Source organism: Jannaschia helgolandensis (genome assembly GCF_900109285.1).
GTDB classification, from domain to species: Bacteria; Pseudomonadota; Alphaproteobacteria; order Rhodobacterales; family Rhodobacteraceae; genus Jannaschia; species Jannaschia helgolandensis.
The window spans coordinates 1,047,622-1,062,003 of record NZ_FNZQ01000001.1; the positions used below are offsets into that span (position 1 = coordinate 1,047,622).

A 14,382-nucleotide genomic window follows, 5' to 3' on the forward strand; every position below is an offset into this window, starting at 1 on the left:
GCTTGAAGGGCAACGGTCTTATGCATCTCGACGTTCTCGATCTGCGGCAGTTCTACTACCGCACCCGGCTGGGACGCGCCGCGCAGAAGGCAGTGCGCGACCGGCTGTTGGCGATGTGGCCCGAAGCCAAGGGCCAGACCGTCGTAGGGTTCGGGTTCGCGGTGCCGCTGCTGCGGCCCTATCTGGCGGACGCGCGGCGCGTTGTCGGGCTGATGCCCGCGCCGCAGGGTGTGATGCACTGGCCTGCGGGCATGGTGAATGTCTCGGTTCTGGTCGAGGAGACGCTCTGGCCGCTGGAAACCGGTGCCGTGGACAAGCTGGTCCTGTTACATGGGTTGGAGACGTCGGAAAACCCGACTGCCGTTCTGGACGAATGTTGCCGCGTGCTGGGTCCGGGCGGGCGGGCGGTATTCATCGTGCCAAATCGGTCCGGCCTCTGGGCGCGGCGGGACAAGACGCCATTCGGCTTCGGGCGACCCTATTCGCTTGGTCAGCTGGAGGCACAGGTGAAACGCGCGGGGCTGGTGCCCGAACGCCATGCCGCCGCCCTGTTCGGGCCGCCGAGCGAAGGCAAGTTCTGGCTGCGCATTACGGGTTTCATCGAACGTCTGGGTCAGCGGTTATCGCGGTCGGGTGGCGGCGGAGTTATTCTGCTGGAAGTCTCCAAGCAGGTGCCTGCGCGGCCCCGGCCCGGCCTTGCGGCCCGTGTGCGGCGTCCCCTGCGCGTGCTGGAAGGCGTGCCGGAGCCTGTCGCGTCGGGACGAAGCGGCTGACGCGACCCGATGCGGGCGGAGTTTGCCGGTTTGTTGTCGCGACGTCGCCCGTTCATCGGGTGACGCCCTTCTGGCCGCATTGGAAACCGTCGTGGGCGACAGATTGAATCAGTGCCTCAGGTCGGCCAGGACAAGGAGGCCCCCCAGGTTCAGCGCAAGATATCGGGCGGAATCACCAAAAAGACCTGGTTTGGGCAGCCGACGATCCGGAACAGCAGCATCGCGATCAGGGCTTCGCTCGGCATTTGGGATCTTCGGCAGCGTGACGTTCTTGAGGGACGACAGCCTTCTTTTGTCCTGATCCGTGATCTGTCAGGCCGCGATTATGGGAAACCTTACCCTAGGGAAGCTTTGCAGACTGGCTGGAGGTCAGGCGACTCCCCGGTGATGGCATTCAAAAGAAGGGGTCTATGGCCCTTCGGCGCTGTTGCAGGGTGCGAACCCCTCTGTTAGAGGAAGCGCGATTTCGTGATCTGCTCCTCTCGGGGACAGGTCTGACGTGGGTTGCCTCGGGGTTTGCCGATGACGCCCGAGAGACTGTCGAAAGGGTGGACGTGTCCGAACCAGCTTCGATTTCCATGGGGATCGCCGTGCGTTACGCGCAGGCCGTCTTCGACCTAAGCCGTGACAGCGGCGATCTGAAGAAACTTGAAGCCGACGTGACGGCGCTGGACGAGGCGATACGCGCTTCGCAGGATCTGCGCGATGTCCTGACCTCGCCGGTGATCACCCGCGAGGACCAGGGTAAAGCCCTTGGGGCGCTGGCGTCGCAGATGGGTCTCGGCACCGTTCTGTCCAACACTCTCAGGCTGATGGCCGGCAAGCGTCGCCTGTTCGTCGTGCCGCAGATGGTCGCCGTCCTGAAAGGCATGCTGTCGGACAATCGCGGCGAAGTCACCGCCGAAGTCCGGTCGCCCAAGGCCCTGACGAAAACCCAGTCCGACAAGCTGTCGATGGCCCTGAAAGAGTCGACCGGCAAGGACGTGAAACTAGATGTCACCATCGATGACGGCCTGATCGGCGGTCTCGTGGTCAAGATCGGCTCGCGAATGATCGATACGTCGATCCGCGCGAAGCTCAACGCACTCCAGAATACGATGAAAGAGGTTCGGTAATGGCGATCCAGGCAGCGGAAATTTCCGCGATCCTCAAAGATCAGATCAAGAATTTCGGACAGGACGCCGAAGTCGCCGAAGTCGGTCGCGTGCTGTCCGTCGGGGACGGCATTGCCCGCGTCTACGGTCTGGACAACGTCCAGGCCGGCGAGATGGTCGAATTTCCCGGCGGCATTCAGGGCATGGCCCTGAACCTGGAATCCGACAACGTCGGCGTGGTGATCTTCGGCTCGGACCGGGACATCAAGGAAGGCGACACTGTCAAGCGCACGAACTCGATCGTGGACGTGCCGGCCGGGAACGAACTGCTGGGACGCGTCGTCGACGGTCTGGGTAACCCGCTGGACGGCAAGGGTCCGATCAACGCGTCCGAGCGTCGCGTCGCCGACGTCAAGGCACCGGGCATCATTCCACGGAAATCGGTTCATGAGCCGATGGCGACCGGCCTGAAGTCCGTCGATGCCATGATCCCGATCGGTCGCGGTCAGCGAGAGCTGATCATCGGCGACCGCCAGACCGGCAAGACTGCCGTGGCGCTGGATGCGATCCTGAACCAGGCGTCCTACAACAAGGCCGCGGGTGACGACGAATCGAAGAAGCTGTATTGCGTCTATGTCGCCATCGGCCAGAAACGGTCGACCGTGGCCCAGTTGGTCAAGCGTCTCGAAGAGACCGGCGCCATCGACTATTCCATCGTCGTCGCGGCCACCGCCTCCGATCCCGCGCCCATGCAGTTCCTCGCACCCTACGCGGCGACCGCAATGGCCGAGTTTTTCCGCGACAATGGTCGTCATGCCCTGATCGTCTACGATGACCTGTCCAAACAGGCCGTGTCCTATCGTCAGATGTCGCTGCTCCTGCGCCGTCCGCCCGGACGTGAAGCCTATCCGGGCGACGTGTTCTACCTCCACTCGCGCCTGCTGGAGCGGTCGTGCAAGTTGGGCGACGAGGCGGGCAATGGCTCCCTTACGGCCCTGCCGATCATCGAAACCCAGGGCGGCGACGTGTCGGCGTTCATTCCGACCAACGTGATCTCGATCACTGACGGCCAGATCTTCCTGGAAACGGAACTTTTCTACCAAGGCATCCGTCCCGCTGTGAACACCGGTCTGTCGGTGTCGCGCGTCGGGTCGTCGGCGCAGACGAACGCGATGAAGTCGGTTGCCGGTCCGGTGAAGCTCTCGCTGGCCCAATACCGCGAAATGGCTGCCTTCGCGCAGTTCGGCTCCGATCTCGACGCCTCGACGCAGCAGTTGCTGAACCGGGGCGCGCGCCTGACCGAACTGATGAAGCAGCCGCAGTATTCGCCGCTGTCGAATGCTGAAATTGTCTGCGTTATCTATGCAGGTACCAAGGGCTATCTCGATAAGGTCGGGGTCAAGGATGTCGGACGCTGGGAAGCCGGCCTGCTGGCACATTTGCGCGGTCCGGCAAAGGATGTGCTGGACTTCATCTCCAAGGAAGATCCGAAAATCAAAGGCGATGCCGAAGACCGTATCAAGGCGGCTATCGACGATTACGCAAAGACCTTCGGGTAAGCGCCAGATATGCCCAACCTCAAGGACCTTAAAAACCGGATCGCGAGCGTGAAATCCACGCGCAAGATCACCAAGGCCATGCAGATGGTGGCCGCCGCTAAACTGCGGCGGGCACAGGATGCCGCCGAGGCGTCGCGCCCATATACCGAACGGTTCAATGCCGTTCTGAGTGGATTGGCCGCGTCTGTCGGCGGGTCTGATACCGCGCCCCGGCTTCTGTCCGGGACGGGGTCCGACAAGACGCACCTGTTGATCGTCATGACATCCGAACGCGGTCTGTGCGGCGGCTTCAACGCCAATATAGCCAAGCTGGCGAAGACTCATGCCCAGAAACTTCTGGGTGAGGGCAAGACCGTCAAGATCCTGACGGTCGGCAAGAAGGGTCGTGAGTCGCTCAAGCGAGAGTATGGCCAATATTCGGTGGGTCATGTCGACCTGTCCGACGTCAAGCGGATTGGTTACTCCGATGCCGTTGGCATCGCGTCCGATGTGCTCAAGCGGTTCGAAGCGGAAGAATTCGACGTGGCGACGATTTTTTATGCGTCGTTCCAGTCGGTCATCGCACAGACGCCGACGGCACAGCAGATCATCCCCGCCAAGTTCGAAGACAGTGGCGACGAAGTTTCGACCCTTTACGACTACGAGCCCAGCGAAGAGGCGATCCTCGCCGATCTGCTGCCGCGCGGCGTCGCCACGCAGATCTTCGCGGCTCTGCTGGAAAACGGGGCGTCCGAACAGGGCGCGCGGACGTCCGCCATGGACAACGCGACGCGGAACGCGGGCGAGATGATCGACAAGCTGACCATCGAATACAACCGCTCGCGCCAGGCCGTTATCACCAGCGAGCTGATTGAAATCATTTCAGGCGCCGAGGCGCTTTGAGTACGGGGGTGCCGCGGCACCTCGACAGAAACCGGAGACAGACGACATGGCAAACGCAGTCGGAAAAATCACCCAGGTCATCGGCGCCGTCGTGGACGTCCAGTTCGACGACGAGCTTCCGCAGATTTTGAACGCGCTCACGACTGAGAACCACGGCAGCCGCCTTGTCCTCGAGGTCGCGCAGCATCTGGGCGAAAATACGGTCCGCACCATCGCGATGGATGCGACCGAAGGCCTTGTCCGCGGTCAGGAAGTGACCGACACGGGCGATCAGATCCGCGTTCCCGTGGGCACTGCCACATTGGGCCGGATCATGAACGTGACCGGCGATCCCGTGGATGAAAAGGGTGAGGTCAAGACCAAGGAAACCCGTGCGATCCACGGTGATGCCCCGACTTTCGCCCAGCAGTCCACGGCGACCGAAATCCTGGTGACGGGCATCAAGGTCATCGACCTCATGGCCCCCTATACCAAGGGCGGCAAGATCGGCCTCTTCGGCGGTGCCGGCGTGGGCAAGACGGTTCTGATCATGGAACTGATCAACAACATCGCCAAGGTGCACTCGGGTCTGTCGGTGTTCGCTGGCGTGGGTGAGCGGACGCGTGAAGGCAACGATCTTTACCACGAGATGATCGAATCCGGCGTCATCGTTCCCGACGATCTGGAGAAGTCCAAGATCGCACTGGTCTATGGCCAGATGAACGAACCTCCGGGTGCGCGGATGCGCGTTGCCCTGTCCGGCCTGACCCTGGCCGAGCAATTCCGCGACGAATCCGGCTCCGACGTGCTGTTCTTCGTCGACAACATCTTCCGCTTCACGCAGGCGGGCTCCGAGGTGTCGGCGCTTCTGGGCCGTATTCCCTCCGCCGTGGGCTATCAGCCGACGCTGGCCACCGACATGGGTGCCATGCAGGAACGTATCGCCTCGACAAACGCGGGTTCGATCACCTCGGTGCAGGCCGTTTACGTGCCCGCGGACGACCTGACCGACCCCGCGCCCGCCACCTCGTTCGCGCACCTGGATGCGACCACCGTTCTGGACCGTGCGATCTCGGAAAAGGGCATCTATCCGGCAGTTGACCCGCTTGGTTCCACCTCGCGTCTGATGGACCCGTCCATCGTGGGCGAGGAACACTACAACGTGGCCCGTGACGTGCAGGGCGTTCTTCAGCGTTACAAGTCGCTGCAGGATATCATCGCGATTCTGGGCATGGACGAACTCAGCGAAGAAGATAAGCTGGCTGTTGCCCGTGCCCGCAAGATCGAACGTTTCCTGTCGCAACCGTTCGACGTCGCCAAGGTGTTCACCGGGGCCGACGGCAAGCAGGTTCCGCTGGAGGAGACGATCGCAAGCTTCAAGGCCGTGGTCGCGGGCGAATACGATCACTTGCCCGAAGGCGCCTTCTACATGGTTGGCGGCATCGAGGAAGTGAAGGCCAAGGCCGAGAAGATGGCAGCGGAGGCCGCGTAAACCATGCAGTTCGAACTCGTCTCACCCGAGCGGCGGCTGGCGTCGAAAGACGTCAATGCCGTTCGCATCCCCGGCGCCGACGGGGACATGACCGCAATGGCTGACCACGCGCCGACCATTACGTCGCTTCGCCCCGGTATCCTGACGATCGAGACATCGAGTGGCGAAGACTCCTATGCCGTGACCGGTGGCTTTGCCGAAATCGGTGCGGGCGTCACCGTGCTGGCCGAACGCGCGCTTCACGTGTCCGATGTGACGCAGAAGGTCTACGACGACTGGGTTGCCGAAGCACATGTCGCCCACAAGGAAGCTGCCCCCGACTTCGTCGACTCTGCGGCCAAGCTGCTGGCGGACATGGTGGCGATGGGTGGCCATATCGGGCTGGACTCGAAACAAGCTAATCTTTGATCGCCCTGTCGGTGATAGGAAATACAGCAGACCCCGGAATATTTCCGGGGTCTTTGCTTTTTTGGGCGTGATTTCTGCATCTTTGCCGGTAAGTCTGGACTCGGCCCGAACGGGCCGGACGGGTACGAAAGCATGCGAAGACTGGCCAACCATCTGATCGGCGTCCAGCAGGGCAGCCGTGTCATGTTCTCGGATTTCGAGGACGGCGGTGCCATGTGGACGGGGACCGGTCCGCGCGAGGCGCGTGTTCGGATCGACTTCGACGAGTCGTTCAAATCAGTGCCCGCCATTCTGACCGGCCTTGCGATGTTCGACATGGACGAAGGTTCGAACCAACGCGCAGATCTGACCCATGGCAATGTCAGCCCGACCGGCTTTGACCTGATTTTTCGAACCTGGGGGGATACCCGCGTCGCGCGCGTCCGCGCTGACTGGACCGCAATCGGCGAGGTTCGGGCGGAAGACGAATGGGACGTATATTGAAACCGATAGTGCGTTCAATGTGAAACGGCGCCACAAGGGCGCCGCTTCGCAGAAGGTTCATCCCGAAGGATTTTCAGTCGAGGTTTTCAGCCCAAGCGGCTGCAAGGCCCGGCATGTAGGTCGTGGTCAGGTTCGTGCGCCGACCCTTTTCCCCAAATGCAACGCGGACACCGAGGCTAACGAACTGATCGGTGCCAAAGTCCTCGTCGTTTGCATCAAAGTCCATGTCCGTATACGCGACATAGGCAGAAACGCGGTCGGTAACCTGATAATCCAGTTCGACGCCGAACGTGCGGTACTCGCCCCAGTCGCCGCTATCTTCGAATATGTCGTCAGACCGGCCCGACTCATAATCCATGACAAAGTCGAACCGATCGATGTTGGCATTGAAGCCGACCCGCATGAAATCGCCATCAAACGCGGTATCTCCGACGTCCCCTACCATGTCCGCACGTCCGTACTGCGCGAAAACCGAGTAGTTCGAGAAGCGATATTCTGCTTCGATACCGTAGAGATCGCCATCGACATAACCGTTCGGCGATGCTGCGTCGTCACCCTGGAATTCGTTCTTGCCGTAGAACGCCCCGGCATAGAGATTTCCCTGTGGAAGGGCGAAGTCGTAACCTGCGTGCAAACCGTACGACCGCGCACCGAAAGGGGCTTCCTGATCGAAGTCATCGGTTTCATCGGCAAGATCGCGGTCGAACTTGTTGGCGTCGATATACGCGATGAATCCGTTGTAGTTCAGGCCGATGACGCCACCGAGGCTATAGCCGTCGCCGTCGAGCGTTTCGTCGTCGTCGTCGCTGCTGTAATATTTGGACTGATCCCAGGCAAGGTAACCTTCGCCGAACAGGCCGAGCGATCCGATCGACTGCGCGTTCGCCTGAACGCCAGTCAAAAGACCGACTGCGACCGCTACTCCTGTAAAAGTAGAAAACTGAAAATACATGCCGTTACTTTTTGTGAATGTGAGTGAAAATTCTTACGCCCCGGTTTGCCATAATCTGCGAAGATCGGCACAGAACCGATGCGTCACAGTTTGCAACAGGCAGGGAAAGGTGCAGGACGGAAGTCGAAGGGTTTTGAACTTCGACAGTAGCACCGGTCGACAGTGACACCGGTCGACGGCCATGGGGATCGGGAGACCACATATGCGCGATAATAACTTCCTGACCGAGATGAACGCCCGCCACCTGTGGCATCCGATGGCCCATCCCGGCGAAATGCAGGCCAACCCGCCCAAAATCATCATCGGGGCCGACGGTGTGTCGATTACCGATCTGGAGGGGCATACGACAATCGACGCGGTTGGCGGGCTATGGAACGTGAACCTTGGCTATTCGTGCCAGCCGATCAAGGACGCCATCGCCGCCCAATTGACGCGATTGCCGTATTATTCGGCCTTCAAGGGCACAACGAACGACGCGGCGATCGAGCTTTCGGTCAGGCTGGCCGGGATGTTCGGCCCCGACGGCATGACGCGCGCCTTCTTCACTTCGGGCGGGTCCGACAGCGTCGATACGGCGCTAAAACTGGCGCGGCAATACCATCGTCTGCGGGGCGAGGCGTCGCGGACCAAGTTCATCGCGCTGCGCAAAGGGTATCACGGCACGCATTGGGGTGGCGCATCGGTAAACGGCAACCCTGCATTCCGCGAACCCTACGAGCCGCTGCTGCCCGGCTGTTTCCATGTCCCCGCGCCCTATGCCTATCGCAATCCCTTCGACGAGAGCGACCCGGAACGGCTGGCGGCCCTGTGCCTCAGTGCGCTGGAGGCCGAGATCGAGATGCAGGTGCCATCGACTGTGGCGGCCTTCATCATGGAACCGGTGCTGGGCGCGGGTGGCGTGATTGCACCGCATCCGTCGTTCATGCCGGGCGTGCGCGACATATGCGACCGCCACGGCGTGTTGCTGATCGCGGACGAGGTCATCACCGGTTTCGGGCGCACGGGCGACGTCTCCGGCGCGCGGCATTGGGGCGTGAAACCCGATCTGATGTGTTTGGCCAAGGCGATGACATCGGGGTATTTTCCGATGGGGGCGGTCATGGCCAACGACCGGCTGGCCGAAGTCTTCGAAGGCGACGGCGGTGCGATGATCGGCACCGGATATACCTACTCCGGCCACCCCGTCGGCTGCGCCGCTGCCCTTGCCTGTCTCGACGAGACCGAGCGTCTGACGCTCTGGGACAAGGCGGCCTATCAGGGCGCGCGGTTGAAAGCCGGGTTGCAGGATCTCGCGACCCGGCATGACGCTATCGGCGATGTAAGGGGCGAAGGTCTGATGTGCGCTTTGGAGATCGTGTCCGACCGGCAGGCCAAAACGATGGATCCGGCCCGGGCCGGGCGCATTTTCGAGACGACCTACAAGGCGGGTGCCATGGTCCGCTGGTCGGGCACGAACCTCGTCATGTCGCCGCCCCTGATCCTGACGGATGCGGATTGCGACCGCATCGTCAGCGCGCTGGATGAAGGGCTGGGCGCGGTCGGCGCGGCGTGAAGGTCTTCATCAACGGCTTCGGACGGATCGGACGGTCGATTCTGCGCGCGCATCTGAAGGGTGCCGGCACGGGCATTGAAGTGGTCGGCATCAACGACATCGCGCCGCTGGATACCTGTGCGTATCTGTTCAGATACGACAGCGTTTTCGGTCCATGGCACGGCACGGTCGAAACGCAGGACGGTGCCCTGGTCATCGACGGTCACGCGATCCCGTTTCACCGCACACCGGACCTGCGAACGCTGTCGCTTGGCGGCGTCGATCTGGTGATGGAATGCACCGGCCACGCCGACACCCGCCCCGAAGTCGAGCGTGGATTACTGGCCGGGGCGGGCAAGGTGCTGATGTCCGGGCCCTCGGCTGTCGCCGACGCGACGATCGTGCTGGGGGCGAACGATGCGATGCTGGACCCCGCCCACCGCATCGTCTCGAACGCCAGCTGCACCACCAACGCGGTCGCCCCGCTGCTTGCCGTTCTGGACGCGACGTTCGGTGTGGTGGCCGGGTCGATGACGACAATCCACTGCTACACCGGCAGCCAGCCGACGGTGGACATGGCGCTGGGTGGCCCGCTGGCCCGATCCCGCGCCGCAGCGCTGTCGATGGTGCCGACAACGACAAGTGCCGGGCGTCTGGTCGATCAGGTTCTGCCGCATCTGGCCGGGCGCGTGCCCTGTCAGTCGGTGCGTGTGCCGGTGGCCAGCGTGTCCGCCGTGGATCTTTCGTTTCTGCCGGGACATCCTGCGACGGTGGATCAGGTGAACGGCGCGCTGCGGGCTGCGGGCGGCGTTATCGGCGTCGAGGATGAACCGCTCGTGTCCTCGGATCTGCGCGGCCGGTCCGAGAGCTTCATTCACGCTAGCGGCGAGACGCGCGTGGCCGAAGGCGGTCTGGTCCGGGTCTTCGGCTGGTATGACAACGAATGGGGCTTCGCGAACCGGATGCTGGAACTTGGCCTCAGGATGGACGGGTAAGACGCAGCACCCCAGCGGGCGCAAGATCGTGGTCATCGAAACTGCGCGGTTCGGCGGCGTAGTTGAAGACGAAGCGTTCGTTTCCGGTATCCCGTATCCGCAACCCGTCCGGCAGGTCGCGCACATCCAGCCCGGCCTCATGCGCCAGATCCCGCAGGATACGCCGGGCCGCAGACAGGTCGGGCCAACCCGCCAGATGCAGGCGTTTTCCGCTGCGGATCAGAACCGGGACCCCATCGGTCGTCGCCTCCACGACCTGCGCCGAGGTTTCCAAATGTTCAAGCCAGAGCGTCACCTTGCCGCCGTTCCACAGGTGGCGTTCCGCGAAGGGCGGAAACGTCTCCTCCATGGTCGACATCGCCGCCAAGCCCGGAAGATCGGGCCCCATCGGCACCGGTATTGCCAGCTCCGGCGTCTTGAGATCGGTGCGCGGCCCGGTCACCACCAGGCCCTCGGCGGCGTCGATTGCGGCGCGCAGGGGATCGCCGATCGCCAATAACCCCGGCACCAAAGTCAGGGCATAGCCGTCCAGACTGGCCGTATCAGGCGGCAATATATCGACGGACAGACCCAGCGACCGCAGCGCGCGATACATCTCGAAACACAAGGTGAAGTGATCGAAGCCCACACCCTGCGGCTGCACCTCCCACGCCCATTGCGAAACATAGTCGAAGATCAGCGCGACCGGGGCCTGCGCTGGCACCACGTCGGGCGCATCGGCCAGTTCGCGAGCGACCTGAGCGGCCTCGGCAAAGCCGGGCGCTTCGCTGCTATCGGGACGCAGAAGACCGGCGTGTTGCTGCTCCTGTGCCTGGGGAAACTGTCGCCAGCGGAACCAGCAGACTGCCTCTGCGCCATGGGCGAATGCCTCCCACGACCACAGGCGCACCATGCCGGGCAGGGGTGCCGGGTTCCACGGCGCCCAGTTCACCGGACCGGGCTGCTGTTCCATGATCCACCAGCGGCCAGTTCCAACGCTGCGATAGAGATCGTGGTGAAACGCCTGAAAATCCGGGTCGCCCTGGCGCAGAAAGGCGGCCGTGTCACCGCCTGGCACGCGGTCCAGCAGGAAGCCGAGAGGATAGCTGTCCCAGGTCGCGATTTCCATCTGACGACCCGTTTCGAAATGATCGAAGTCAGTCACGCGCCCCATGTAGTTGTGCGAAACCGGCGCGTCGGAATGGGCGCGGATGGCGTCGGCCTGAGCGGCGTTCCAGCGAATGACCTGATCGCTGCTGAAGCGGCGGAAGGCCAGTGCGTGCGCCGGATTCGGTTCGGTCACGGTCAGGTTGGGAAGGCCGATCTGATCGAAGCTGTCGTAGTGCATGGACCAGAATATATTGCCCCATGCGTCATTCAGGTTCCGGACGGTCCCGTACCTGTCTTTCAGCCATATGCGAAAAGCGTCGCGCGCGGCAGGCGAATAACTGACTGTCGTATCATGGCACCCGTATTCATTGTCGATCTGCCAGGCCGCGATCCGGTCGCCATAGCGTTCGGCCATCTGCCCGGCCATCCGCGCCGCATCGTCCCGGTAGCCGTCATGGCTGAAGCAATAATGCCGCCGCGATCCGAAGCCGCGCGGTCGCCCTTCGATATCATGGGCCAGCATGTCGGGGTGCCGGTCCAGCATCCAGCGGGGCGGCGTGGCAGAAGGCGTGCCCAGCACAACGGACAGCCCGGCATCGGTCAGCACGTCCACGGCGCGGTCCAGCCAATCCCAGCGGTAATCGCCGAACGAAGGCTCCAGCAGGCTCCAGGCGAACTCTCCGATCCGCACCCACGTCAGGCCCAGATCGGCCATCCGACGGGCGTCATCGGGCCATTGCGTCCGGGGCCAGTGTTCCGGGTAGTAGCAAGTGCCGAGCGTGCGTTTCACAAGATCACCCTATGCTCGGGCAAGCCCTTGACGGGCACGTCGGCGACCCATGTGCAGCCACCACCGGGTTGATGTTCCAGTGCGCCGTCCTCCAACCCCGTTGTAGCCGAGGTGACGAACATCTGGCGCAGATTGTCGCCACCGAACGCGGGGCATGTTGTATGGGCCGCGCCACACGACAGCGCCATGCGGAACCGCCCGTCGGGTCCGTGGCAGGCTACCCGCCAGCCGCCCCATTGTGCGATCCAGACGTTGCCCTGCGCATCGCAGACCGCGCCGTCGGGGACGATGCCCACGCCCGAGAAATCAATAAATATCTCCGGCTTGCCCGACGGCCATCCGGCGCGGTCGATGTGCTGTTTCCAGACCGCGCCCTTGGCCGTGTCGGCGAAATAAGCGGTGTCGCCATCGGGCGAGAAGCAGATCGAATTGGGGATTGTCACGTCCTGGTAGATCTTGCGAACCTCGCCCCGGAAATAGCGATAGATCGCGCCCGCGTCCGGTTCGGCATTCCGGCCCATCGTGCCGATCCAGAAGCCCCCCAGAGGATCGGCGCGGCCATCGTTGGATCGCGTGTCGGGGCGGTCGGCTTCCAGCGGTACGATCTTTTTGCGGTCGCCCGACGCGATGTCGAACTGCCATAGCGCGGATTCCCCTGCCACCATCAATGTGTCGCGGTCGATCCAACCGGCGGCGGAGACGGTTTCGTCCCATGTCCAGTCGAGCGGTGTGCCGTCGTCGCGCGACAGCAGTCTATTTTCCAGAATATCGAACCAGAACAATTGATTGCGCTCCGGGTGCCAGAGCGGCCCTTCGCCCAGGGTACAGACGCGATCATCGTGGATGCGAACAGGGGTCATACCAGGACGCCAGCCCCGGCGGCTTTGTCATAGGCGGCCACGATGCGATGCGCGCGGGCGGAGATATCCTCGATGGGCAGGCCCGGAACATAGCAAGCGGTGCCAAGACCGAATCCGTCTGCCCCGGCGCCCAGCCATTCTGCGAAATTTTCAGGCCCTGCGCCCCCGACGGCATAAACCTTTGTTCCGGCCGGCAAAACGGCGCGCATCGCCATAAGGCCCGACGGTCCGGCCATGGCGCCGGGAAACAGCTTCAGCCCGGTCGCACCGGCCTTTAGGGCTGCGAAGGCCTCGGTCGGGGTGAAAACGCCGGGCCAGCTTTGCAGATCGGCAGCGCGGGTTGCGGCGATGACTTCGGGGTCGGCGTTGGGCGACACGATCAGCTTGCCCCCGGCTTCCGCGACGGATTGCACCTCGGCCGGGGTCAGCACGGTCCCCGCACCGATCAGGGCGCGATCGCCATGGGCATCGGCCATGGCCGCGATGGACGACAGCGGTTCGGGGGAATTCAGCGGCACCTCGATCATGGTGATCCCGGCGTCGATCAGGGCAGCGCAGGCGGCAATTGCGTCATCGGGCGTGATGCCGCGCAGGATGGCAATCAGGGGACGTGTCATGGATGCTCCTTGGCGGCGGTCAGACCGGCGAGCGTCATCTCGTCGGCGGGCAGGATACGAGGGGTAAGCCCTTGGGATTTCAGGGCGCATTCATAAGCTCGAGTGGTCTTGGGCGATCCGGTCAGCACAACGTCGCGCCCCAGCCACCATGGTTTGGTGGCTGCCAGTTCCGATCCGATCAAGAGGCCTGACAGGATGGAGCGCCCGATGGCGGCGTCCTGCCCATGCAACAGGTCGGCTGCACGCAATTCGAACAGACGGGCGGTCAGATGTTCGGGGCGGGACAGGGTATCGGAGACGGCGGAGAGAAAGGTGTCTTCGTCCCAGCCGTGGCCCGTCAGAGAATGACGTAAAACAGAATGATTGGAAATGGTTGCGAAGATTTCGCCGGTCATCACGGTACGGAAGCTGACGATTTCACCGGCGCTGATGTGGGCCCATTTCGTATGCGTGCCAGGCAGGCAGGCGACGCCGTCCAGGTCACTGATATTGCGTAAAATTCCTGCAATCTGAGTCTCTTCCCCGCGCATGACGTCGGGGTGCGGCGACACCTGCCGGACACCCGGCACGATGCGAACGTCGAGACGGGGGTCGGTGGTCTCGACCCGCAGCAATCCGCCATCCAGTGGCGAGCAGGGAACGGTGCGGTAGGCAGCTTCGGCCCAGCCCTGTCGCGCACCGGCCATGCCGCAGATGAAAACCTGAATATTTCCGTCGATCCAATCGTCCGCGAGAGAGATAAACGTCGGCTCGAACGCGTCGCGGGTCAAGGCATTCATGCCATCGCCGCTGGCGCGCGTGTCCAGCGGGCGGTCGCCCGACATGAGAGTGATACGAAGGGCGGTCGTGCCCCAGTCAACGGCGATCCAACGGGTCAT

General features: G+C 62.8%; 14 protein-coding genes. 9 read left to right on the forward strand and 5 right to left on the reverse strand.

Going from position 1 to position 14,382, the window contains the following annotated elements:
* Nucleotides 1–20 precede the first annotated feature (20 nt).
* From BMY38_RS05130 to BMY38_RS05160, 7 genes are all read left to right on the forward strand, one after another.
* Nucleotides 21–773, forward strand: a complete 753-nt coding sequence (locus tag BMY38_RS05130) for a class I SAM-dependent methyltransferase (RefSeq protein WP_092760354.1) — start codon at nucleotides 21–23, stop codon at nucleotides 771–773.
* Between the two features lie 554 nt (nucleotides 774–1,327).
* Nucleotides 1,328–1,888 carry a F0F1 ATP synthase subunit delta gene (locus BMY38_RS05135; protein ID WP_092760356.1) on the forward strand — a complete coding sequence of 187 codons (561 nt, stop codon included), beginning with the start codon at nucleotides 1,328–1,330 and terminating at the stop codon, nucleotides 1,886–1,888.
* Nucleotides 1,888–3,426, forward strand: a complete 1,539-nt coding sequence (atpA, locus tag BMY38_RS05140) for a F0F1 ATP synthase subunit alpha (RefSeq protein ID WP_092760358.1) — start codon at nucleotides 1,888–1,890, stop codon at nucleotides 3,424–3,426. The genes BMY38_RS05135 and atpA overlap by 1 nt, the downstream gene beginning before the upstream one ends.
* Before the next feature lie 9 nt (nucleotides 3,427–3,435).
* Complete coding sequence (locus BMY38_RS05145; RefSeq protein WP_092760360.1) at nucleotides 3,436–4,308, forward strand: F0F1 ATP synthase subunit gamma; 873 nt, start codon at nucleotides 3,436–3,438, stop codon at nucleotides 4,306–4,308.
* A gap of 46 nt (nucleotides 4,309–4,354) precedes the next feature.
* Nucleotides 4,355–5,779, forward strand: coding sequence for a F0F1 ATP synthase subunit beta (gene atpD, locus BMY38_RS05150; RefSeq protein ID WP_092760362.1), 1,425 nt, complete (start codon nucleotides 4,355–4,357; stop codon nucleotides 5,777–5,779).
* A gap of 3 nt (nucleotides 5,780–5,782) precedes the next feature.
* The gene (locus tag BMY38_RS05155) at nucleotides 5,783–6,187 is read left to right on the forward strand and encodes a F0F1 ATP synthase subunit epsilon (RefSeq protein ID WP_092760364.1); all 405 of its coding nucleotides are present in this window, start codon (nucleotides 5,783–5,785) and stop codon (nucleotides 6,185–6,187) included.
* A 132-nt stretch (nucleotides 6,188–6,319) separates the two neighbouring features.
* Nucleotides 6,320–6,670: an H-type lectin domain-containing protein gene (locus BMY38_RS05160; protein ID WP_092760366.1), complete on the forward strand. Its 351-nt coding sequence runs from the start codon at nucleotides 6,320–6,322 to the stop codon at nucleotides 6,668–6,670.
* 73 nt (nucleotides 6,671–6,743) lie between these two features.
* Here BMY38_RS05160 and BMY38_RS05165 read toward each other — a convergent pair whose 3' ends face one another.
* Nucleotides 6,744–7,622 carry a porin family protein gene (locus tag BMY38_RS05165; RefSeq protein ID WP_139204657.1) on the reverse strand — a complete coding sequence of 293 codons (879 nt, stop codon included), beginning with the start codon at nucleotides 7,620–7,622 and terminating at the stop codon, nucleotides 6,744–6,746.
* Nucleotides 7,623–7,824: 202 nt separating this feature from the next.
* Between BMY38_RS05165 and BMY38_RS05170 the strand changes: the two genes are divergently transcribed.
* Nucleotides 7,825–9,174 (forward strand): aminotransferase class III-fold pyridoxal phosphate-dependent enzyme, encoded by a 1,350-nt coding sequence (locus BMY38_RS05170; protein ID WP_092760370.1) that lies wholly within the window; start codon nucleotides 7,825–7,827, stop codon nucleotides 9,172–9,174.
* Nucleotides 9,171–10,148: a type I glyceraldehyde-3-phosphate dehydrogenase gene (locus BMY38_RS05175; protein WP_092760372.1), complete on the forward strand. Its 978-nt coding sequence runs from the start codon at nucleotides 9,171–9,173 to the stop codon at nucleotides 10,146–10,148. Before BMY38_RS05170 ends, BMY38_RS05175 begins: the two co-directional genes overlap by 4 nt.
* Here BMY38_RS05175 and BMY38_RS05180 read toward each other — a convergent pair.
* Genes BMY38_RS05180 through BMY38_RS05195 form a run of 4 tightly spaced genes read right to left on the reverse strand, consistent with a single transcriptional unit; the run spans nucleotide 10,132 to nucleotide 14,382 of the window.
* Nucleotides 10,132–12,027, reverse strand: a complete 1,896-nt coding sequence (locus tag BMY38_RS05180) for a beta-galactosidase (protein WP_092760374.1) — start codon at nucleotides 12,025–12,027, stop codon at nucleotides 10,132–10,134. The genes BMY38_RS05175 and BMY38_RS05180 overlap by 17 nt on opposite strands.
* A complete protein-coding gene (locus BMY38_RS05185; protein WP_092760376.1) occupies nucleotides 12,024–12,887 on the reverse strand; it encodes an SMP-30/gluconolactonase/LRE family protein in 864 nt (287 codons plus the stop codon). The genes BMY38_RS05180 and BMY38_RS05185 overlap by 4 nt, the downstream gene beginning before the upstream one ends.
* Entirely contained in the window at nucleotides 12,884–13,504 is a 621-nt protein-coding gene (locus BMY38_RS05190; RefSeq protein WP_092760378.1) for a 2-dehydro-3-deoxy-6-phosphogalactonate aldolase, read from the reverse strand. Before BMY38_RS05190 ends, BMY38_RS05185 begins: the two co-directional genes overlap by 4 nt.
* Nucleotides 13,501–14,382, reverse strand: a complete 882-nt coding sequence (locus BMY38_RS05195) for a 2-dehydro-3-deoxygalactonokinase (RefSeq protein ID WP_092760380.1) — start codon at nucleotides 14,380–14,382, stop codon at nucleotides 13,501–13,503. Before BMY38_RS05195 ends, BMY38_RS05190 begins: the two co-directional genes overlap by 4 nt.